Origin of the sequence: Phytomonospora sp. NPDC050363, assembly GCF_040655735.1 — a bacterium.
Taxonomy (GTDB): domain Bacteria; phylum Actinomycetota; class Actinomycetes; order Mycobacteriales; family Micromonosporaceae; genus Phytomonospora.
In genome coordinates this window covers 640,855-663,669 of the sequence record NZ_JBFAKK010000003.1, presented here as the reverse complement: position 1 = coordinate 663,669, position 22,815 = coordinate 640,855, and the positions used below count along the sequence as shown (strand labels likewise).

Annotated in this window: 12 protein-coding genes and 1 pseudogene; 3 read left to right on the top strand and 10 right to left on the bottom strand. The window is 70.2% G+C overall.

The features are described from left to right. The 3 genes from AB0I28_RS11015 to AB0I28_RS11005 all read right to left on the bottom strand — a co-directional run bounded on the left by AB0I28_RS11015 (window position 1) and on the right by AB0I28_RS11005 (window position 12,816). Window positions 1-2,505, bottom strand: coding sequence for a S8 family serine peptidase (locus AB0I28_RS11015; RefSeq protein ID WP_357491913.1), 2,505 nt, complete (start codon window positions 2,503-2,505; stop codon window positions 1-3). Between the two features lie 532 nt (window positions 2,506-3,037). Next, window positions 3,038-8,755: an RHS repeat-associated core domain-containing protein gene (locus AB0I28_RS11010; protein ID WP_357491911.1), complete on the bottom strand. Its 5,718-nt coding sequence runs from the start codon at window positions 8,753-8,755 to the stop codon at window positions 3,038-3,040. A gap of 2 nt (window positions 8,756-8,757) precedes the next feature. Further along, window positions 8,758-12,816: a LamG-like jellyroll fold domain-containing protein gene (locus tag AB0I28_RS11005; RefSeq protein ID WP_357491909.1), complete on the bottom strand. Its 4,059-nt coding sequence runs from the start codon at window positions 12,814-12,816 to the stop codon at window positions 8,758-8,760. A 291-nt stretch (window positions 12,817-13,107) separates the two neighbouring features. On the opposite strand from AB0I28_RS11005, the gene AB0I28_RS11000 reads away from it, so the two are divergent. Both AB0I28_RS11000 and AB0I28_RS10995 read left to right on the top strand, forming a co-directional pair. Beyond that, window positions 13,108-14,739 carry a cellulase family glycosylhydrolase gene (locus tag AB0I28_RS11000; protein WP_357491907.1) on the top strand — a complete coding sequence of 544 codons (1,632 nt, stop codon included), beginning with the start codon at window positions 13,108-13,110 and terminating at the stop codon, window positions 14,737-14,739. Window positions 14,740-14,880: 141 nt separating this feature from the next. Then, a complete protein-coding gene (locus AB0I28_RS10995; protein WP_357491905.1) occupies window positions 14,881-16,260 on the top strand; it encodes an MFS transporter in 1,380 nt (459 codons plus the stop codon). On the opposite strand, the gene AB0I28_RS10990 is transcribed toward AB0I28_RS10995, so the two are convergent. The 6 genes and pseudogenes from AB0I28_RS10990 to AB0I28_RS10965 form a co-directional block, all read right to left on the bottom strand. Beyond that, complete coding sequence (locus tag AB0I28_RS10990; protein WP_357491903.1) at window positions 16,184-17,263, bottom strand: helix-turn-helix transcriptional regulator; 1,080 nt, start codon at window positions 17,261-17,263, stop codon at window positions 16,184-16,186. The two genes, AB0I28_RS10995 and AB0I28_RS10990, sit on opposite strands and share 77 nt — an antisense overlap. A gap of 5 nt (window positions 17,264-17,268) precedes the next feature. After that, a pseudogene (locus AB0I28_RS10985) lies at window positions 17,269-17,664 on the bottom strand (reverse transcriptase-like protein); the annotation flags it as partial. Next, complete coding sequence (locus tag AB0I28_RS10980; protein ID WP_357491901.1) at window positions 17,661-18,398, bottom strand: C4-type zinc ribbon domain-containing protein; 738 nt, start codon at window positions 18,396-18,398, stop codon at window positions 17,661-17,663. The pseudogene AB0I28_RS10985 and the gene AB0I28_RS10980, both read right to left, overlap by 4 nt. A 100-nt stretch (window positions 18,399-18,498) precedes the next feature. Beyond that, the gene (locus tag AB0I28_RS10975) at window positions 18,499-19,299 is read right to left on the bottom strand and encodes a Nif3-like dinuclear metal center hexameric protein (RefSeq protein WP_357491992.1); all 801 of its coding nucleotides are present in this window, start codon (window positions 19,297-19,299) and stop codon (window positions 18,499-18,501) included. A gap of 17 nt (window positions 19,300-19,316) precedes the next feature. Beyond that, the gene (locus AB0I28_RS10970) at window positions 19,317-19,901 is read right to left on the bottom strand and encodes a flavoprotein (protein ID WP_357491899.1); all 585 of its coding nucleotides are present in this window, start codon (window positions 19,899-19,901) and stop codon (window positions 19,317-19,319) included. Next, entirely contained in the window at window positions 19,898-21,166 is a 1,269-nt protein-coding gene (locus tag AB0I28_RS10965) for a helix-turn-helix domain-containing protein (protein WP_357491897.1), read from the bottom strand. Before AB0I28_RS10965 ends, AB0I28_RS10970 begins: the two co-directional genes overlap by 4 nt. Window positions 21,167-21,578: 412 nt before the next feature. Here AB0I28_RS10965 and AB0I28_RS10960 point away from each other — a divergent pair, with 412 nt between their 5' ends. Continuing rightward, the gene (locus AB0I28_RS10960; protein ID WP_357491895.1) at window positions 21,579-21,854 is read left to right on the top strand and encodes a hypothetical protein; all 276 of its coding nucleotides are present in this window, start codon (window positions 21,579-21,581) and stop codon (window positions 21,852-21,854) included. Between the two features lie 19 nt (window positions 21,855-21,873). Here AB0I28_RS10960 and AB0I28_RS10955 read toward each other — a convergent pair whose 3' ends face one another. Then, a complete protein-coding gene (locus tag AB0I28_RS10955) occupies window positions 21,874-22,752 on the bottom strand; it encodes a metallophosphoesterase (protein ID WP_357491893.1) in 879 nt (292 codons plus the stop codon). Window positions 22,753-22,815: the final 63 nt, after the last annotated feature.

The following is a 22,815-nucleotide window of genomic DNA, read 5'->3' as shown; positions in this document are numbered from 1 at the left end:
CTACTTCCCGAACCTGATGGCGACGCCGTCGCGCAGAACGGGCAGCTCGAACGAGTACTGGCGGGCGATGCCGCCGCTGGTGTCCTCGATGCCGACGGTCGCCGAGGCGCCGCGTTCGAGGTCGCCGGACAGGCCGCGGTACTGGAAGGTGAAGCCGCCGGTCTCGGCGAAGACGACCTCGAAGCTCACCCGCGCCGTCGGCTGGTCGGCGAGGCGGACGTCGTGCCATTCGACGGCGAACAGGCGCTGCCCGGCGCTGCCGGTGACGGCGGTGCGGACGCCGGCGCGGTCGTCGACGATCAGGTCGTCCCAGAAGGGCGCGATGACGCCGCTGGGCTTGAAGCCGTCGCCGAGGGGCGTGTTGGCGTAGTCGCCGAGGCGGGGCGCCTCGACGTTGAGGAGGCCGTTGGTGGTGACGGCGATCTGGTCGTAGGTGCCGTTGTAGAGCGTCACGGGGAACGGGAGGCCGATGGTCACGGCGTCCTCGTCACCGGCGATCGCGACGGTCTGGCGGCCGTCGATCCACGCCGGGCGCGCCTGTTCGCAGTGCCATCCGAACGCGTCGGTCCGGTACGGGAGGGTCAGCGCGACGCTCTCGTCGCCGTCGACGACGAGGTCGCCGTGCAGCGGTCCGAGGCACAGCGCGGGTTCGGCGGGGACGACGGTGATCTGGTAGGCGCCCTCGGCGACCTTCGGGAAGGCGAAGGAGCCGTCGGCGGTCGTGGTCAGCGCGTCGATCGGGGCGCCGTCGATGTGGACGCTCGCGCCCGGCACGCGGCGGCCCTGCGGGTCGGAGACGGTGCCGGCGACCTTGTGCGTCGCGGCCGGCGTCAGGGTGAGGTCGACGACGTGCTCGCCGCCCGCAGCGACGTCCACGGTGGATGTGGCCGACTGGTAGCCGTAGAGCGCGGCGCCGACGGTGTAGGCGCCGCCGACCAGCCGCAGCCGATAGTGGCCTTCGGCGTCGGTGAGCGTGGAGCGCGTCTGCGTTCCGGTGGCGGTGATGCCCGTCTTCGCCAGGGGCTCGCCCGTGGCGGCGTCGGTGACGGTGCCGGTCAGGTGGCCGGCGTTGCCGCGCGGGGCGTCGAGAACGGCTTGGTAGACGTCGAGGACGCCTTCGCCGTAGACGCCGTTGCGGGCGGCGTCGCCACCGCAGCGCAGGTCCTCCTTGTCGGCTGCGGCGAGTCCGAGCGCCGCGGAGGTGCCCTCGATGTCACCGGCGAGCGCGGGCGCCGCCGACCACAGCAGGGCGACGGCTCCGGCCACGTGAGGCGTGGCCATGGACGTGCCGGAGAGTGCCTGGTACTTGCCGCCGGGCATGGTGGACACGACGTCGACGCCGGGGGCGGTGATGTCGGGTTTCCCCTCGGCGATGCCGGAGGGGCCCAGGCCGGAGAAGCCGGCGACCGTGCCGGTGGAGTCGACGGCGCCGACGGTGTACGCGGCGGCGTTGTCACCGGGCGAGTCGACGGTCCCGCAGACCCCGTTGCCGTAGTTGCCGGCGGCGAAGGCGGGGAAGATCCCGGCCGCGCGCCAGGACTCGATGATCTCGGAGTACCAGGTGTCGCCCCGGCCGCCGCCCCAGGAGTTGTTGACGATGTCGGGGGCGAGGTCCGGGCGGGGGTTTTCGCCGTTGACGTCGGTGGGGGCCAGGATCCACTCGCCCGCGCGCAGGAGCGAGGTCTCGGTGCAGGAGCGGGCCTCGCAGCCCTTCGCCGCGATCCAGGTGGCGCCGGGTGCGACGCCGTAGCCGTCGGCGCCGACCATGGTGCCCATCGTGTGCGTGCCGTGGCCGTTGTTGTCGCAGGGCGCGGTGGCGCAGGTGCCGGTGGGATCGAACCAGTTGTAGTCGTGACTGAAGGTGCCGTCGCCGTTGTTGCCGCGGTAGGACCCGACGAGCGAGGGGTGGTCGTACTGCACGCCGCTGTCGATGTTGGCGATGACGACGCCCTGCCCGCGGGTGGCGAACTCGTCCCACACCCGTGGGGCGCCGATCATGTCGAGTCCCCACTGGGGAGTGCCGTCGGCGGCTTCGGCGTCCTGGGCGGCGACGGGTTCGGCGAGGGTCAAGGCCTTCTCGGAGCGGACCTTGGTGACCTCGGGGCGCTCGGCGAGAGCGTCGACGAGTCTTTCATCGCCGGTCGCCTTGATCGTGTTGGCGATCCAGAAGGTCTCGTAGGTCGCGCCCGCCTCGTCGAGGATCGTGCGGAGGCCGGCCTGTGTCCGGTCGGCGTGGGCGTGGAGGGCGTCGAATGTCGAGCGGGCGCGCTCGTCGTCGGTGGCCGCGGACCCGGTGGCGGCGGCGAGGTCGGCGCCGTCGTCGATGCGGAGGTAGAACGTGGCCGTTCCGTCCTCGGCGAGGTCGGCGCGCACGGAGGCGTCGATCTTGTCGGCGGCGTTCGCGGGCGGCGCCGCGAAGGGCGCGGCCCCGGCCGCCGTGGCCGCGAACACGGCGACGGCCGCCACGGCGATGACACGCCGCCGCCGGTTGCTTGGGGTTGTCACAGTCTCTCCTCGACCCGTGGGGGCACAGGCCTTCGGTGGGCAAGGGGTGGTGCACCGGTGGGGACGGGTGCGGGAGAGACGCTATGGGAGATCAACACGTGTGAACAGAGTCGGACGTGGCGAGCACACGCCATTGGCCGAAGGTAGACACCCCACAGGACAAGGAAAGGCAAGGCCAAGGAAAGCCCAGAACGCCGACCCCAAGCGCAGACCAGGGTCCAGGGACGGAGTTCCTGGCGGGGTCTGGGGCGGAGCCCCAGCAGGGTCCAGGGACGGAGTCCTTGGTGGGGGTCTGGGGCGGAGCCCCAGCAGGGTCCAGGGACGGAGTCCTTGGTGGGGGTCTGGGGGCGAAGCCTCCCAGCGGGGGTGCTGGGGGCGGAGCCACCCAGCCGGCCTGACGCGGGGCAGATCACACCGAACCAGCCGAACCCAGCGCAAGAACAGCCCCGCCCCGCCGAGGCGAGGCGAGGCGAGGCGAGGCGAGGTCACCCCCAAGCGGCCGGCGACGCACAAGCGCCGCCGGCCACCTCGGTCAGCAGGGGGGGTAACCGCCCCCGCCCTCGCCTTGGGCGTTTTTCACCGTGGAATCCTCCGCGGCCGCCTCATACCTGTTGCAGGCATGGTCGCCAATGTTCATCAGATCGTCGGAGATCAGCGAACCCGCGTACAGAAGGCCGAAGCCCAAGCCGTACTCCTCCCACTGCTCGTCGCGGTGATAGGTCTCGTGGTCGATCAGGCCGGAGTTTCCGCGCACGTCGTCCAGGGTGTGCTCGGAGATGAACGTGTCACCGTAGATCGTCCCGCTGCCGCCGCGCGGCACCATGCCTCCCTCGCACACGTTGAGCCCGCTCATCTTCTCGCACGAACCTCCGGTCATCTCCGTCCACGTCTCGACGTACTCGCCCAAGATGCGGGACTGGCCCTGGTTGTAGGCCTCGCCGGCGTCGCCGGTGAGGGAGTTGGCCATGTCCATCGCCAACTGCATCTGGCAGACCGTGTCGAAGATGCCGCACTCGCGGTACTCGTTTTCCTCAGGGTCAGGGGGAGCCGCCACGAAGCCTCGACCAGCAGGGTTGTAGGTCGGGCCGGGCCGATGCCTCTGACGCTCGGAGCCGCCGGGATCATTGCCTTTCTCGTTGCCCGCGCCCGTGCCCCGGCCCGCCGAACCGTCGCCGCCACCGCCCTTCCTGCCGTTGCTCTTCGGCTTCTTCGGCTTCTTCTTCAGATCCTTCCCCTTCGAGCTCGGCCCTCCGCGCGAAGCCTTCTTCAGGCTCTTCAACCCGCTCGCGTCCGACAGCACCGTCGGCGCGTTGTTCCCGTACGCGTACCCGTTCAACTGCTGCGGATCCGTCAGGTCCATGATCGGATCCGCCGACATGAACCGCCCGGTCAACGCGTCGTACTCCCGCGCCCCGACCGTCGTCAGTCCGACATCCTCGTTCTCGATCCCACCGACGAACCCTCGCTCGTCCGGCCACGTCACCGCCGCCGCACCGCGCACGTTCCCGAAGGGATCCCGCCGCTGAACGGTCACCGTCAGCGTGTCCCCGTTGACCACCCACTGGTTCGTCCCGTGGTGGTCACCCGCGATCCACTTGATGTCCCCGAGCCCGTTGCGGACCCCGACCACATCACTGCCGTGCTTGTAGTACCTCGTCGCCTCGACCTTCCCGGTCGCCTTGGTGTACTTCAGTTCGTACCCGGCGACCCAGGCCGTCAGGTCCCCGTCGGCGTCGGCGCGCAGCAGCCGCTGCCCGTCGGCGTTGTCGAAGAACGTCGAGGTCCCCTCCACCGACTCGATCGACTCCAGCCGCCCGGTGGGCGCCCAATCGAGCACGTCCACCTCGCCGCCGCGGTCGATCCCGGTGGTGAACCCGGCCTTGTCGTAACTGAAAGCCGTCGACGCGCCGCCACCACTGACCTCGGTCAGCTCGTGCGGCCCCGCGTCGGCCTCCTCGTCGTAGGTGTAGGTCTTCTCGACCGGCCCGCTCGGCGTCCACTTCGTCTCACCGGTTCGGTTGCCGACCAGGTCGTAGTCGTACGACGACCAGTAGGCGCCCGGTCCGCCGACGGCCGCGGCGGTCGGCGTCACCGCGCACTCCGCCGACGCGCCGGCCTGCGACCACGCGTCGGTGAGCCGCTGGAGGCGGTCGTAGCGGAAGCACTGCGTCTCCGGATCCAGCGACTGCGAGGTGTGCACCGGCTGGTCCTTGATGGACAGCAGGTTCCCGGACTGGTCGTAGCGGTAGGCCAGCGCCGCGACACCGTAGTTCGCGCCGTCCCACTCGCCGGCGGTGTCCTTGTCCAGGTAGTACTCCGCGAGCCTTCCGGTCCCTTCCTCGTACATCCACGTCTGCCACACCTGGCCCCTGGTGCCGCCGACGTCCTCGGGGTCGCCGAGCGTCCGCTGGAGCAGCTGCCCGTACGGCGAGTACACGGCCTCGTCCACATAGACCTGGCCGAGCTTGATGTCGGGGGCCCACGAGGTGAGCCGTCCGGGCTTGCCCATCTCGTCGTAGGACTGGGTCATGACCTCCGTGCCAAGGCTTCCGGCGGCCTTCGCGCCGTAGGTGCGCGGGCTGCCGTCCTCGTTGTAGGTGATCGACTCCCAGTACGACCCGGCGAGCGCGCCCGCGGCGGCCGGCAGGTGCGTGTACTTCTGGGACGGCCGTCCTTCGGGCGTGTACTTGCGGGTCTCGGTCGTCCACGCCTGCCCGTCGACCCATCGGGTCGAGGTGAAGGGCATGCCGACGCCGTACTCGGCGCCGTCGTACTTGCGCTCGATGAGCAGTTCGGCGCCCGACTTCACCTTCGTCGGCCGGCCGAGCGCGTCGTACTCGTAGGCCAGGTTCTCACCGTTCCCGTCGGTCGTGGCCGTGACCTGTCCGGCGGCGTTGTAGGACGTCGTGGAGGTCCCGGTGTCGGGGTCGTGCAGGGCCGAGCGCCGGCCGCGCAGGTCGTACTCGTAGCCCCACGTGTTGCCCGCCGGGTCGGTGACACTGTCGAGCTGCCCGTTGCCGGCGTAGGCGTAGGCGGTGGTGTCGAACGCGCCCGTGGCTCCGCGGTCGTGGTACTGCCGCAGCTCGACAGTGCGTCCCAGGGCGTCGTCCATGGTCGACGTCGCCGTCCCGCCCTGCGGCGGGATCGTCGTCGTCTTCCAGTTGGCGGCGTCGCCGCCGAAGCGGTACGAAGTGCGCCACTTCTCCTCGCCCTTGACGACGAAGATCTCGTCGGTGACACGGCCTGCGGTGTCGTAGGTCAGTTCGGTTCGCGCCACGTCGTTGTTGCGGCTGATCCGCACCAGCGTCCCGGTGGGCCCGGACTCGTTGTTGTACACCGCTCCCGAGTCGTACCGGGCGCGGCCGTAGGAGTCGTAGACCGTCTGGGTGATGAGCCGGCCGCCGTAGGTCCTCGCCTGCGTCTGGCGTTCCCGCAGCAGGGAGTCGTACAGCGTGACCGACGTCAGGTAAGAGCCGTCGTGGATCATCTTCTCGGTGGTGACGGTGGTCGGCGCCGTCTGCGAGACGTTGTAGGCGAACTTCAGGTTCGCCCCCTCGCTCGCCGGATCCCGTCCCGGCAGCCAGACCGCGGTCCGGCGTCCGAGCGCGTCGTGGGCGACGACCGTGCGCCGCGCGTTCGGCGCCACCGTCTCAGTGGTCGCTCCCCACGCCGGCGCCAGTCGCGTCGTCGTGGCGTGCCCGAGGGGGTTGGTGGTGACCGTCGACGTGACCGGCCCGCCGTTGGTGGGCGTGTAGGCGGTCGTGGTCGTGTTGTCGAGCGCGTCGGTCGCGGTCCGCTGACGGCCGAGGCCGTCGAACGTGGACTTGCCGATCGTCGCCCAGACCGCACCTGCGTCCCAGTGTTCCAGTGCCTCCGAGCGCGTCATGAGCCCGTGGGTGGGGGCGGCGGTGAGCGAGGCGTTCCCGTCGTAGTACGCGCGGACCGAGCCGATCACGTCCGCCGGACGCGACACGGTCGCCGAGCAGCCGACCGAGACCGATTCCATGGTGGCCACCGACGCGAGCAGCCACGCCGAGGTGTTGTCCGCGTATGACGTGCGGGCGCACTGTTCGTCGCCGGTCTTGGCGATGTCGCCGTGCGAGTCGACCTTTTCGACGCGTCCGTAAACGTCATAGGAGGTCTCGGTCCGCGTGGTCCGCCACACCGAGGGCGCGAGCAGGGTGCGCGTGTCGGTCCGGCGCTCACCGGTCAGCCACGCCTCGATGAATCCGCCTTCATAGGTGCGCTTGGCGGTCCGTGACGTCCAGTACCAACTCGTCTCCGTCCCGATCAGCGTCGTGCCGTCGAAGGACGCCGTCTCGAACTCCGATCCGGCCAGGGCCCGGTGATCCGTCGCGGTGTTGCCCGCCGCGTCGGTCACGGACACCGACCGTTTCGCACTGTCGGGCAACTTGTCGCCGTCCATGCCCCGGTAGAAGCGGGCGCGGGACTGCAACTGCGGCAGGGGATCGGCGGGATCACCGGTCCGCGTGACGACCTGGGCGTAGCCTCGCCACTGGTTCCAGTCGCGGTCCTTCTTCTCGACGAACTCGGCGTCGTTCCAGGCCCACAGCGCGCTCGTGCCGCCGCCGGTCGTGGAGTAGTCGTAGAAACGCCACACCGTCTCGCCGGCGCCCGTGGCGTCCGACTCGGCGACCGAGCGCACGACGTACTTGTGGAAGTACACGTCGACCGGCTCGTACAGACCCTCGGGCGTGTAGCGCGACGGGAAGCACCTGCGGTCGTTCTGGTGCGCACTGGCGGGCATGTTCCCGGGCCCGCACTCGGGTTCGGTGTAGTTGATCGTCGTGACGCCACCGGACTCGTTCTTGATCGAGGTCAGGCGCGGACGCCAGTTCCCCGGGAAGGACTCGCCGGTGTCGACGCGGTTGGGCAGGAAGGTGCCGCCGAACTCCATCGGCGGCGTCGTCGCGGTGCCGCCGACATGGCCGGTGTGCTTGACCGAGGCCAGCCACAGCACGACCTGGTCCTCGTCGCCGTAGTCCTTGAACTTGTGCGTCAAGGCCCACGAGTCCACGAGGGAGTACGCACCGGCCGCACCTACGTAGGTGCTCACGCCGACGAGGCGCTTGCTGGAGAAGAACGCCGGCGAGTACTGCTCGCAGGTCGTCCCGGACTTGCACGCCAGGTCCCAGGGCGTGTCCGGCCACTTCGACTTCTTCGGGTCCCCATTGGACTCGCGGCAGTCGGAGAGGCAGCGGTCGGCCATGGTGAACTCGACCTTGGCGGTCGTGATCGTGCTCGCCCCGGTCCGCAGCCCGTACTCGATCCGCTGGAGCCAGCCCTCGCGGACGAAACTCGCCTGCGTGTCGGAGTCGACCGCGGGCGCGTAACGCCCGTTCTCGGTCTGGTAGGTGAAGCGGGAGAAGTTCCCGTGCACGTCGACGGACTTGTCGAGCATCCAGCGATAGGCCTGGTCGCAGCGGGATCCCTTGAAGTCACCCGACGTGAAGCATGCCTCGCCCGAATGGTTGCCGAACACCGGCACCGTCCATCGCGAGCTCGCGACGGCGCCGAAATGATGGACGGTCCCGTCGGTCGTCGTGATGGTCCACTGCTCGGTGGTCGCGCCGCTCGCGCTCGCCTTCGCACCCGAGTAGGCCACCCGCCAGTTGTCGTCGGAGGCGGCGCGCCACTTGCCCGTCGTGTCATCGAGCACCAGCGAGGTGCTCACACCGTCGAGGGAGACCGTGATGGACGGTGAATCGCCGTCCCAGCAGCGGTCCCCGGTCTCGTCGTCGCCCTGATTGCCGTCCTCGTCCTCCGAGCACGACGTGTAGGTGCGCTCGATGAAGCTGGTCGAGTACGACCAGCCGTCGCCCACTGTGGACGCCTGGTTGTTGGTGCCCGAGGTGCGCCCGTCGTGTTCGGCCGAGGAGTAGGACAGCCCGAGCTCGGGCACCGGTCCGGACGCCGGTGGGACGCGCATGTCGTAGGAGTAGCTGAAGGCCCCCGAGGAACCGCCCTGGGACCAGGAGCCCGCGGCGGCGAGGTCCGTTGCGGCCCAGTCGCCGTCCTCGGCGTCGCCCGCCGCGTCGGCCGCCCCGCCGCTCCAGTCCGCCGCGGCGTCCTGGAAGGCGGAGTCGGCACCGGCGACGGTCTCGACCTGGGTGGAGGAGTAGGGCTGCGGGTTGCGGTCGAAGTCGGCGACCGCCGACGACGACAGCACCAGCATGGAGAGGACCATCGAGGCGGTGACGGCACCGGCCTTGGCCTTGGGTCGGCGCATGGCTAACTCCCCGCCGTGGTGTCGGTGCCGTACATGTTGGCGATCGACCGGGCCGAGACCGTGCCCTGCCAGACGACGACGTCGTCGATGTTGCCCTGCGTGTACTGCCAGCGGCCGACGGCCTTTCCGGCCGCGCCGATCACCAGCGGACCGGTGGCCTTCCAGGGGCTCGACGGACCGGTGCCCTTGGCGACTTCGGAGCCGTTGACGTACAGGCGAAGCGCTTTGGTGCGCAGGTCGAAGGACCCGACCACGAAGTACCAGATACCGGTGGCCACCGTCGGCCCGCCCTTGGCGGCGGTGATCACCGCGCCCTCGGTGTCGGCGGCGTCCTTGGAGACCATCGCGAACTCGAAGAGCTTGCTGGTGGCGTTGAGCCGCAGGCGGAAGGCGGTGTTGTTCACCCCGGCGCCCGACACGAAGGTCGAGTTCTCGGCGATCGAGTCGAGTTTGACCCACGCGCCGACGGTGAAGGACTCGTCGGTGTTGACGACCGGCACGGAGGTCGCGGCGCTGTTGGTGCCGGTGAAGTGGGCGGCGCCGTCCGGGTTGGCCCACCAGCCATCGGTGGGCAGGAGCCCGCCGGTGAAGGCCAGGTCGCGGCCGTTGCCGGACTCATCGGCTCCGCTGCCCGCGAGGGACCAGTAGGAGGCGAGTTCGGCGGGGACGATGCCCAGGCCGGGCATCCCGGTCTCACTCAGGTCGCCGCGCATGACGCGGACGTCATGGAGCATCCCGCCGAAGTGGTGGGCGTTGTTCAGGCAGCCGATGGCGAACGGCCCCGCGGCCTTGCCGGGGCTGCCGGTCCGGCCGAAGGTCTGCTCACGGCCGTTGACGTACAGAGTCCACGATCCGACGCCGTCGTAGGCGAGGGCCATGTGCTGCCACTTCCCCGCCACCGGCCGGTCGAGGGTCACGGACATGGGCCCGAACGCCGGAGCCGACGCCGGTCCGGCGGTGCTCAGCGCACCGAACTCCCACGCACCGTTCTCATCGATGGCCAGGACGAGGCCGTTGCCCGCCGCGTCCGTCTGGGACAGCACCGCCTGGTACCTGCCGCCTCCGACGGCGGTGGGCTTCACCCAGGCGCTGACGGCGAAGGCACCGCCGGCCGGAACGATCGCGCCACCGGTCTTCGCGCACGACTGGCCGTCGAGGACGAGCGCCCCGTCGGGACGGCCGAAGGGGTCGAAGCCCCGCTCGGCCGAGGCCGGAAGCGTCAGGCCGCGCCCGTACCGCGACGAGTCGGCTCCACCGTCGCGCAGTTCCCAGCGCGCCACCTCGGCGGCGGCCGGCAACTCGCTCTTCGCGCTGAGCAGCTGCGCGGAGGTGGCCAGGCCCTGCCAGACGCCGACGTTGTCGACCGCGCCGTTCAGGTAATGGCCGCTGGAGCCCGAGGGGTTGCGCAGGCAGCCGACGGTGAAGGTCTTCGTGGCGTTCCACGCCGTGAAGGCGACCGTCTGCTCGGCGACCAGGGCGCCGTTGAAGAACATGCGCTGCAGGCCGGTCTCGGGGTCGAAGCTGCCGGCGATGTGCAGCCACTGCCCGTATGCCACGGGGTTGGCGACGCTCAGGCTCTTCCACGCGAACTCCGCGCCAGGATCCGTCAGCAGCGAGAAGGTCCACTTGTTCGTGGCCGCGTCGTGCTGGATCTGATAGGCGGAGTGCAGGTCACCGCCCTGGGTGAGCACCTTGGTGTAGCCGGTCGCCGAGTCGAGCCGGACCGACAGCGCCACGGTGAAGGCCGCGTCGGTGCGGATCGGCACACGGGCACTGGACAGGCACCCCGAACCGGCGAGTGCGAGAGCAGCGTTGGCGCGACCGGATCCGTCGGAGCCGTAGGCGGCGGTTCCGTTGAAGACCGACAGGTCGTGGCCGTGCCCGGTGTCGTCGTAGGCGTCGCCGTCGAAGCGCCACATGCCCATGGGCGTGGCGGGGACGTCACGACCGGCGAAGAAGGTGAACACCCTGTGGTTCGACTTGTTGCCCGCCTTGTCGACGGTCCGCACGTACAGGACGTGCCGGCCCGCCGTGATCGCCGATCGGGTGATCGTCGCCGAGCCGGTCGAGGTCACCGTCTGGCCGAAGTCGTCGCTGTTCCAGGAGTACTCGAAGCGGTCGACGCCCGAGCTGAACCCGCCGACCACCGGATCGGTGCCGGAGACGTCGATCGAGACGTTCGTGCCCGCTGTGACGGCCCCCGGCGGGCCCGTCACCACCGGAACCGTCGGCTTGGTCGCATCGACCTTGAAGTAGCAGTAACCGGTGTACCCGGAGTTCACCGCGTCGGTCTGGCGCGCGTCGCTCCTGGCCTGCCAGCGGTACTCGCCGTCGGCCAGCGCGGTGGTGGACGTCTTCGTGACCGTCGTGTAGGGAGCCACCGGATCGGGTGTGCGGTACCAGAACAGGTTCGTCGCCGCGTTCGCCTTGTGCACCCGCAGGCGCATGTAGACCGACTCGTCCTCCGACGAACGCGCCCGTCCCGAGAAGGTCGGGTAGCGCTCGCCGATCCAGGGCGCGCTCGCCAGGGTCGACTTGCAGCTGGTCCCGTCGACGGTCAACCGGTCCGGCTGCGGCGGGTAGATGTAGTACGTGACGTGCAGCTTCACCGTGTCGGTCTTGATCCGGCGCCAGGCGTCGCGGGTGTCCTCATTGGACGAGCGCAGACCGAAGGAGATGGTGGAGTGGCGCTGGTCGGCGGCCGACTGGACGCGCTTCTTGACCTCTCCCCCGTCGAACTCGACCCACTCGTTGTCCTTGCCCGAGCAGCCCGTCTGGTTCGACGACGGGACGAGCTTGGACTGCAGTTGCTCCCCGTAGAGCCAGTCGACGCCGTTCCAGGAGGTGCCGTTGGAGATCGCGCCCGTCCGCCACAGCTGGAGGTAGCGGTCGTCGCAACCGCCCATGTGGGTCTGGAGCATGTTCACGCTCGCCGAGGCGATGTACTTGCCCTTCAGGGCGCCGATGTTGAGCGTGATCGCCGAACGCCACAGGCCGCAGCCGCTGCCGCAGGTGCTCCAGGTGTCGAGTCCGACGCGCATGCCACCCGAGCGGGGCCAGCTGCTGTCGCCGGTCCAGCCCGTGCCCGACTTGCTCTGCAGGACGTTCGCCCACGCCTTGCGCGTCGAGGTGAACGGCGGGTCGATGTAGAGCGGGAAGGTCAGGTCCGGGTCGGCGAGCATCGCCGTGTCGGGGACCAGCGTGATGCCGGTGCCGGTGTGCTGGACGTCGACGTCCCCGATGCGGCCGGGGTCGGAGGCGGGCTCTTCGGCGGTCGCGGCGAACCCGGCGGGCTCAGCCGCGGTCGAGGAGTCCCACATGATGCCCTGGCCGGCCTCGAAGATGACGCTCCCCTCGGCGTCGAGGACCTCGATCCGGCTCGACTCGGGGTCCTCGACGACCGTCAGGCCGACGGTCTCGATGCCGACCTCGATGGTCGCCAGTTCGGGGTTCGCCCTGGCTTCCTCCGTCTTGACGATCAGCAGCCAGGAGAAGCCGACCGACTCGGCCTGCACGGCGAGGTCGATGTCGGGCAGCACGTTCGGGTAAGTCGCCACCGAGCCGCTGACGACGGGCGCGGGCAGCGGGCCCTTGGGCCAGCGCAGCGACAGCACGCCGCCGCCGGGGTCGGTCGCGGTGACGAAGGGCGCGTCGCCGCCGGCACTGGTCGACACGCCGATCACGGTCGCCGCCGCGGCGGCCGATCCGTCGGGACGCGGCACGAGGGTCGGGTCGATCGGCGTCCAGGCGCCTTCGGCGTTGCGCACCTGGTACGGCTCGACGGCGATCTGCGCGTCGAGGGTTCCGGCGGTCGTGGCGAACACCTGGCGGTCGATGTCGCGCAGGGAGAGGACTTCGACGTCGACACCGCACGCGAGCGCGAGCCGGTAGGCCTCGAACTCGTCTTCGGCGGAGGGCTCGCCGGGAAAGGAGGGGCAGGCGAGGGGTGGAAGCTCGCCGTCGGGTGGTTCGTCCTCGGCGTGGACGGGCGCGGCGAACGCGGCCGTCATCGCCGCCACCGCCAGGAAGGCGGTGGTGACGCGGGTAAGCGGGCGGATCATGTGGGCCTCACTCGTGGGCGGGCACGCGTGGCAAGCGCATGCCGGGCTCTCACCGCGGCAGACACCGCGGCGTGCCCACGGTAAGTAGCCGGCAGGGCGCGAACCTTGAGCCAACCTTGAGCGGCCGGTCAAGGCGGTGTCGGCGAACCCTTGCCACTTAACCGATTAAGTGCCACCCTGTTCTCGCGGGACCGAGCGAGGAGTCACCGGGAGCCGGCTCCTCACCCGACCCGTACCCCATCCGCAGGGGTGCCCCAACCACCCCCACCCGACATCCAAGGTGGATCAACAATGACGCACCGATTAACGACCCTGGGCGCCTTGCTCTCGCTCGTCGTTTCGCTGCTCGTCCTCACTCCCACGACGCCGTCCCAGGCGGAGCCCTCGGCCGCGGCCGCACCCATGGCGACCGGCTTCCACATCAGCGGCCGCAACCTGCTCGACGCCAACGGCAACGCCTTCGTCATGCGCGGCACCAGCCACCCGCACGTCTGGTACCAGGGCGAGGCCGACTCCTATGCCGAGATCGCCGGCCTGGGCGCCAACACCGTTCGCGTGGTGCTGGGCAGCGGTCAGCGCTGGGGACCCAGTCCCGCCTCCGACGTGGCGAACGTGATCAGCACCTGCAAGGCGAACAAGCTGGTCTGCGTGCTGGAGGTGCACGACACCACCGGCTACGGCGAGGACGCCGCGGCCGCCACCCTCGACCAGGCCGTCACGTACTGGAACAGCATCCGCGACGTCCTGATCGGTCAGGAGGCCTACGTACTGATCAACATCGGCAACGAGCCGATCGGCAACACCAACCCCGGCCAGTGGACGGCCGCGACAACGGGCGCGGTGCAGCGCATGCGCACGCTCGGGTTCACCCACACGCTCGTCGTCGACGCGCCGAGCTGGGGCCAGGACTGGGCGAACATCATGCGCGACAACGCGCCGGCCGTCTGGGCGGCCGACTCGCTGCGCAACACGCTCTTCTCGGTCCACATGTACCAGGTCTACGGAACGCCGGCGTCGATCACCGGGTACTTCGACGCCTTCGCGCAGATGGGCCTGCCGCTGATCGTCGGCGAGTTCGGGCACGAGCACCAGGGCCAGAACGTCGACGAGGACACGATCATGGCCGAGGCCCAGGCCCGCGGGATCGGCTGGATGGCGTGGTCCTACAGCGGTAACAGCGAGCCGTACCTCGACCAGACGGTCGCGTTCGACCCGGCCCAGTTGACGACGTGGGGCCAGCGCGTGTTCACCGGCGCCAACGGTGTGCAGGCGACGTCCAAGTGCGCGACGGTCTTCACCGGGTGCGGTGCGACGGGCACGGCGCCGTCGGCTCCGACGGCGGTGACCGTCACGGGTACGACCTCGGCCTCGGTGTCGTTGTCGTGGACGGGTTCCGCCTCGGCGACGCAGTACCAGGTGCAGCGGGCGCCGGGCGCCTGTGCGACCGGGAGCACCTTCACCCAGGTCGGCACGAGCACGGCTTCGGTGTTCACCAGTGGCGGTCTGGCCGCGAACACGGCCTACTGCTTCCGGGTCACCGCGTCGAACGCCTCGGGCACGTCGGCGCCTTCGGGCACCGTGACCGGCACGACGTCGGGCACGGGCACCCCGGGCGGCTGCTCGGCGGTCGCGACGGTGCAGAACCAGTGGGGAAACGGATACGTGGTGCAGCCGGTCGCGGTGACCAACACCGGGACGGCCGCGGTCAGCGGATGGCGGGTCACGTTCACGCTGCCCGCCGGGCACACGATCTCGGGCGCATGGAACGCGACCCTGTCGGGTACCTCGGGAACGATCACCGCCACGAACATGGGCTACAACGGCGGCCTGGCCCCGGGTGCGGGCACGGCCTTCGGGTTCCAGGCGACCAGACCGAACGGTAATACCCAGACCCCGTCCGGGTTCACCTGCTCGGCGCCTTAACACCCCAGGTCGAAGAAGCGGCGCCCGCCGGGTCGGGCGCCGCTTTCCGACCCGCCGGGTTCCGGTCGCCCGTTGATCAAGCCTTGCCATGGAGGCGAGGATGCGTAACATACTGGGCGATCTCATACCGGAGGTACACCGATGGCAGACGCCGTGAGCAAGTCCCCGCAGCCCTCGTCGTCACCGCTGTCGGCGGCCACCGACACCCGGCGCGCGATCCTCAACACCTTGCGGGGCTCGGCGGGCAACCTCGTCGAGTGGTACGACGTCTACGTCTACACCGTTTTCGTCACCTACTTCGAGCACCAGTTCTTCGCCGAGGACGACGAGAACTCCACGATCTACGTCTACGCGATCTTCGCGGTGACCTTCCTGATGCGCCCGGTCGGCTCGTGGTTCTTCGGGCGCTGGGCCGACCGGCACGGCAGGCGCTCCGCGCTGCTGTTCAGCGTGTCGCTGATGGCCGGCTGCTCCTTCCTGATCGCGATCATGCCGACCAGGGGGACGATCGGCGTGTTCGCGGCGGTGGTGCTGATCCTGGCCAGGCTGGTGCAGGGCTTCGCCACCGGCGGCGAGTACGGCACCTCGGCGACCTACATGTCCGAGGCCGCCACGCGCGACCGGCGCGGATTCTTCTCGTCCTTCCAGTACGTCACGCTGGTCGGCGGGCACGTCCTCGCCCAGCTGACCCTGCTGATCATGTTCGTGTTCCTCGACGCCGACGAGATCAAGTCCTGGGCCTGGCGGATCCCCTTCGCCATCGGCGGCCTGGCGGCGCTGGTCGTGATGTGGCTGCGCAAGTCCATGGACGAGTCGCTGTCCGCCGAGCACCTGGCGGCCACCAAGTCGGGAGCCGACCGCGACTCCGGCTCGATGCGGGAGCTGTTCGTCTCGTACTGGCGTCCACTGCTGCTGGTCTTCCTCATCACCCTCGGCGGGACGGTCGCGTTCTACACCTACAGCGTCAACGCCCCGGCCATCGTGAAGAGCACCTACGCCGACGGCGCGGTCTCGGCGACCTGGATCAACCTGATCGGCCTGATCTTCCTCATGTGCCTCCAGCCGGTCGGCGGGTGGATCAGCGACAAGGTCGGCCGCAAACCACTGCTGGTCTTCTTCGGCGTCGGCGGCGTGATCTACACGTACTTCCTGATCACCTACCTGCCGAAGACGACGAACCCGCTGGCGACCTTCGGCCTGCTGGCCATCGGATACATCATCCTGACCGGCTACACCTCGATCAACGCGCTGGTCAAGGCCGAGCAGTTCCCGGCCTCCATCCGCGCGCTCGGCGTCGGCCTCGGGTACGCGCTGGCCAACTCCGCCTTCGGCGGTACCGCACCGCTGATCTACCAGGCGGCCAAGGCCGAGGGGCACGTCCCGTTGTTCATCGTCTACGTGACCGTCGCGATCGCGATCTCGCTGGTGGTCTACGTGTTCTGGCTCAAGAACAAGGCGACGACCTACCTCGACGTCGAGTCGGGCGCGGCCTTCGAGAAGGTCGGCAGCGGCGCGAAGTGACGGCGGTGGGCCCGTGCTCGCACGGGCCCACCCCTAACAACCAGCCCCTGCGCGCGGCCTGCAGCCCGGCCTGGAACCTCGTCGCCGAGCCCAGCCGCTCCAGCAGGCGCGTGACCCGGCGGCTCAGCGTCCGCGGGCTCACGCCAAGGCGGCGCGCGATCGCCTCGTCCTTGACCCCCGCGTTGAGCAGCCGCAGCAGTTCGCGCTCCTCGGCGTCGAGAGGCTCGGCGACCTCCTCCAGCTCACCGGGGATCGGCAGGCCGGTGTCCCACACCGACTCGAACAGCGCCGCGAGCGCCTCGGCCAGCGCCGAGGGGTGGACGAGGATGGCGCTGCGGACGACTCCGTCGTGAATGGCCAGCGGCAGGAGGGCGCGCCGTCCGTCGACGACGACGAGTTTGAGCGGCACCGTCGGCACGACCCGCGCCATCTCCCCGGCGGCGATCATGGCCTGCACGGCGTCGTAGTAGCCGGGGACCTCCAGCGCGGCGACGGCGTAGATGGCGCGGCTGCGCACGCCCCGGTCGAGCAGGGAGGTCTCGGCGCGCTTCGAGGTCTTCTTGTCCACATAGGGCGGTGCGTCGAAGACCGCGACCTCGGTCGCGGCCTCGGCGACGATGGAGGCCATGGCCGCCGCGACGCGCTCGGGTCCGTCGACGACTTCGGCCAGGCGCGAGGGGTCGGCGCGCAGCTGCCCTTCGGTGAAGGCCGCGACGAGGCCGGTGATGGCCTGTGTCGCCAGGTCGAGGTTCGACTGGCGTTCGCGGACCAGCGCGCCGAGCCCGATGCGCGGATCCACGGCGACGAGCCGGCCGTCGGTGCGGGCGGTCAGGCCCCGCCCGCTCAGCTCGGCGAGCAGGGCCGGGTAGTCGGCCGACTCGACCGCCGCGGCCGCCGCGAGCGCGGCGGGTGTCGCGAGGGGGTCGGCGAGGAGCGCCCGGTAGAGCCGCTCGGCGGCGCCGGACAAGCCGACTCCGCCGAGACTGGGCGCGTCCCCGCTCATCGGCGCGCGGCGTCCATGGCCTCGTTGGCCAGGGCGTCGGCGCGGGTGTTGGCCGCGCGGGGGATCCACTGGTAGGTGATCGCCTCGAAGCCCTCGGCGAGTTCGCCGGCCTTGACGGCCAGGGGCTTGAGGTTGGGGTGCTTGATCTTCCAGTTGCCGCTCATCTGCTCCACGACGAGCTTGGAGTCCATCCGCACGTCGACCTCGGTCGCGCCGATCTCGGCGGCGGCCCGCAGGCCGGCGATCAGGCCCTCGTACTCGGCGACGTTGTTCGTGGTCACCCCGAGCGCGCCCTGCCGGTCGATGAGGACCTCACCGTCGGCGTCGAGGACGACGGCCCCGTACCCGGCCGGGCCGGGGTTGCCGCGGGATCCGCCGTCGGCTTCGACGATCACCTTCACAGACCGGACTCCTCGGTGCGCACCATGATCGACCGGCACTCCTCGCAGCGCAGGACCTCGTCGCGGGGAGCTTTCTGGACCCGGTCGACCTCGCCGGCGGACAGCTCGATGCGGCACGCGCCGCAGCGGCGTCCGCGAATGGGCGCGGCGGCGATCGGCGACTGGCGGCGGATCTTGTCGTAGAGGGCGAGCAGGGCGTCGGAGAGCTCGCCGACCTGCTTCTCGCGGGCGCCCTTGGCCAGGGCCTCCTCGTTGCCGATCTCCTCAAGAGCCTTGTCGCGGCGCTCGGTCGCGGCGGCGCGGACGGAGTTGACCTCTTCGAGGCGGGCGGTGAGGGCGTCGACGGCGGCCTGCGCGGTCTCCCGGCGCTCCATGAGTTCGAGTTCGACGTCCTCGAGTTCGGACTGGCGGCGGGCGAGGCTGCCGAGTTCGTGCTGGAGGTTGGCGAGGTCCTTGGCCGTTCCGGTGCCGGCGTCGAGGCGGGACTGGTCGCGGGCGGCGCGCTGGCGGACCTGGTCGATCTCGCGTTCCTGCCGGGCGATGTCGCGGTCGATGTCGCCGACGGCGGCCTCGGCCTGTGCGTGCTCGTCGACGGCGGTGCGCGCCTCGGCGTCGAGACGGGCGATCTCGGCGTGCTCGGGAAGGTTGCGGCGGCGGTGGTCGAGCTGGTTGAGGGTGGTGTCGGTGAGCTGCAGGTCAAGCAGCCGTCGCTGTTCCTTCGGGTCGGCCTTCAATTGTCCTTAGCTCCTCGGTCGCGGGTGGCGTGTCGTTCGCTGTGGGCGGGCTTTGCCGTCGCCGGCGCGGCCGTGGTCGTCGTGCGGGTCTCGGCGGGTGTCACCGCGGCAGCCCCGACCTGGACGCGTGGAGGGTCCACGGGTCGGTGACCACGTCCGACACGATCGTGTCGAGGCCGAGGTCGGTGCGCAGCGCGTCGGCGACGAGGTCGAGCCAGGGTCGTTCAGTAGCCCAGTGTGCCGCGTCGACGAGCGCCGGTCCATGGTCGGCGAGGTGTTCGCTCGCCGGGTGGTGGCGCAGGTCGCTGGTGAGGTACACGTCGGCGCCGGCCGCGGTGGCGTCGGCCAGGTACGAGTCTCCCGCACCGCCCGACACCGCCACGGTAATCACCGTACGGTCCGGGTCTCCGGCGGCTCGCACCCCCCACACCGTCTCGGGGAGGCGGTCGGCGGCGTGAGCGGTGAACTCGGCGAGGGTCATCACACCGTGCAGGTTGCCGACGCGGCCGACGCCGGTGCTCGCTCCGGGTGCGCTGGGGTGGAGGGGGCGCAGGCCGGTGAGCTCCAGGCGCTGGGCGAGGGCGTCGGACACGCCCGGGTCGGCGATGTCGGCGTTGGTGTGGGCGACGTACAGGGCGATGCCGGCCTCGATGAGGTCGTGCACGGCGCGGCCCTTGTGGTTCGTCGGTGCGACCGACGACACTCCGCGCAGGAGGAGCGGGTGGTGGGCGATGATCAGTTGCGCGTCGGCGGCGATGGCCTCGGCGATCGTCTCGGGGACGCAGTCGACGACCAGCAGGGCACGCTGGACGGTGCGTTCGGGGCGGCCCAGCACGAGACCGACGCGGTCCCAGGACTCGGCCGTCTCCGGCGGGTAGCGCGCGTCGAGCGCGGCGGCGATTTCGGCGACGGTAACGGTCACGGCGGGCACGTTACCGCGCGTCGCGAAGCGACCTCCTCCCACACGCGCTGCCAGGGGAACAGATGCTGCGTCAGGTAGCCGCGGCCGGGCTCGTGGAAGCGGTAGAAGTCGTCGCCGTAGAGGACGCAGACGCCCCATTCGCGCAGCTTCGCGACGCTCTCGGCGAAGGCGGGGTGGGCCGCGTGCGCCCAGTTCGTGTAGGGCGCCGCGACGATGGGCAGGCCCCTGCCGAGTGACTCGGCGAGCAGGCCGAGGACGAGGGTGTCGCAGATCCCCGCGGCCCACTTGTTGACGGTGTTGCAGCTGGCCGGGACCACGGCGACGACGTCGGCGAGGGGCAGGTCGCCCGACTCCGAGGGGTGCCGGTAGCGGGTGCGCACGGCGTGGCCGGTGATCGACTCGACGGCGGGTATGTCGAGGAACTTCGCGCCGTCGGGACTGGCGACCGCCCACACGTCCCACCCCTCGGAGAGCGCGGAGCGGACGAGCTTGTGCGCGTCGCGGGCGAGGGGGGAACCGCACACGAGGAGGTGGAGGACCGGGGGCCCGGGCGGTTTTCGCCCGGGCTCACCGGTGGTCATGCGGCCAGCCTCAGTTCCTCGGCCATCGAGATCAGCAGGGCCGGCGCGGCGCCGCGGCTGCGGCGCAGGACGTCACTGATGACCTGGTGGGCGATGGGACGGCAGCGGATTTCGAGCGGTGCGATCCGGCTGGCCTCGACGAGGAGCCGCCCGGCCTCGGCGAGGTTGCCGACCTGGTTGTACCCGCGGGCCACGTCGAGGTAGTGGTGGGCGCGGCGTTCGGGGACGAGGCGCTGGAAGGCCTCGGGGTCGATGCTGATGTGGGTGTTGATGGCCATCCGGCCCTCGCCGAGTTCGACGGCGGCGGCCGCGCGGTGCAGCGCGACGTTCGTGGGCCCGAAGGAGGTCCGGTAATGGTTGTGGCCCTCGCCGACCCGCGCGGCGATCTGGTCGGCCGAGCGCAGCAGTTCGCGGGCGGTCGGGAGGTCGCCGCAGTGTGCGGCGGCCATCGAGCCCTGGAGCAGCAGGGCGCCGTGCACGCTGTAGGTCGCGTCGCTCGGGTGCGGTCCACCCTGCGAGAGGATCTTCTGGGCGACCTGGACGTTGAGGTCGAGGGCGGCCCGGGACCGGCCGAGCGAGCGCAGGGCGTTGGCGACCCGGGTCGTGGCGGTGCCGATGAGCAGCGGGTCGTCGCCGCGCTGAGCGGCGCTGATGGCGCGGTCGGCGGCGAGCCAGGCGAGCTGGGGCTCACCGAGTTTGCGCAGGACCGAGGAGGCGATCTGGTAGACCTGGCTGAGCAGGTTGGCGGCCTTGGGCCGGTCCCGCTCGTCGGACTCCTCCTCGACGGCCGGACCGAGTTTCAGCAGGTTGATCAGGGATCGGGCCAGGGCGGCGTAGTTCGCCGACTCGAAGGTCATCCAGGCGTGGTTGACCGACTTGGCGAGGTCGTCGAGCGGAATGGGCTCGATCGGCGCCGCCTCGAAGAGCGTGCCGAGTCGTTCGTAGCGCTCCAGCGCCTGCCTGATGTCCTCGACCTCCACCTGATCGACACAGTTGGCGGTGTCCGGGCTTCGCTCGGGGTCTCGGCCCAGGAGCAGTTGCACGTCCACTTGGAGCACGTCGGCTATGTCGTGCAGGACGGAGAACTTGTCGAGGCGGCGGACTCCGCGTTCGATCTTGTCCACCCAGCTTTTCGACTTGCCGATTCGGTCGGCGAACACCTGTTGGGACATGGTCCGTCGCTGTCGCCAATAGGCGACCCGTCGGCCAATGGGAAGTTCCTCTGTCACGTCGACCCCCACCAAGGACGAAGCTGTCTTAATCATTAAGACGGGATTCGGTGTGATGCGGCGCGCCCCGGGTTCGCACGGCGTGGCATGGGTACGGTCGCGGTCCTGTGCCGTACGGTCGGGGCGTTGATCAATACCGCTTCGTCGCTGTCGCCGTGGTCCCACCGGATCGGGCGAAGATGACGAACCTATTGCTTTTTTCCACCTTTCAAAGTTTTGTCTACACCGGTCCCTCACCAGACGCAACGATCAGCACGCGATTCGGTGACGTTCAATCTCTGATCGAGGCGAAATGCGTCTGCAGTCGATTACCGAGATCAATACCGATTTGCGGGGAATTGACCGTTCTTGATAGTTGCCCTGACCTGGGAATACACCCCCGCTACCCGGTTCGGGTGATTCCTGCAGTTGCAAAGTGACGAAGCGGCTGTCGGGTCGTTGACAGGGTATGCGCACACATCATCGCCACCACACGCCCGGCTGGGCGGCCGCCCTCATGGTCTCGGGCACGCTCGCGGCCGTCGGCGCGGGCGGCTACGCCCTCGCCGTGAGCGGGACCGCCCGCTGGATCTTCGTCCTCGTCATCGCCGCCGTGGCCGTCTCGGCATGGCTGGAGGGACGCCCGGCCGCGCGCGCCCGCGCCGAGGCCGAGGCACTTCCCGCCGAGAGTCCCCGGGAGACCGCGACCGCCGGCGGCCGGCTCTCGCAGCTCCTCGGCCGCTGAGCCTTCTCCGGGACACGCCCTAGTCGGCCGCCTGGGCTCCCGACTCCTCCGCGTCGGCCAGCGGCCCCTCGTCGCCGAGCCGCGCCAGCACGCACGGCCCACCCTGGTAGACCCCGCCGTCCACCGCGAGAGCCAGTCCCTGGCAGTAGAGCCGCGGACCGTCCACCGACGACGGATCGACGCCGAACTGGTCGGCGATCGTGCTGTGCCCGTGCACGATCCGCTCGCCGCCGAGCATGCCCAGCATCATCTGGGCCGTCCACACCGGCTGCTCGCCCTCGCCGTAGAAGGCGCGCCGGGACGTCATCAGCCGGAAGAGCTCCCACCAGGCCGCCAGGTCGTCGCCGGCCAGCACGTCGCTCACGGCCTCGTTGATCTCGCCGATGCTCGTGCCGTAGTTGATGTAGGTCGGCGCGTCGGTGTGCATGAGCAGGTAGCCGTCCTCAAGCCGCAGCGCGTGCCGGGTGCGCAGCCACTCCACGATCTCGTCGGAGAGCCGTTCGGCGTCGCTGTCGCGGCCTCCGTTGAGGATCCACCAGGCCAGGAACTGCTTGGGCGGGTCCTCGCCCGGAACGCGCTCCTCGCCGAAGAGGTGCGCGCCGAGCAGGAGGATCTCGTGGTTGCCGAGCAGCGCGTCGACGGTGCCGCCGGCCTCGGCGGCCTGTTCGGACAGCGCCATCACGAGTTCGATGACGCCGATGCCGTCGGGGCCGCGGTCGGTGAAGTCGCCGAGGCACCACAGCCGGGCGTCGCCGCCGCTCCAGCGCTCCTCGTCGTCGACGAGGCCCGCCTCGCGCAAGGCCGCGACGAACTCGTCGCGGTGACCGTGGAGGTCGCTGACGACGTACAGCGGGGACTCCGCGTCGTCGTCGGGAATGTCATCACCGGCAGGGACCATCGCACGATCGTACGACGCGCGATCACAGACCGCGGACCGGATGGCCACGCCTTCTAAGACAGT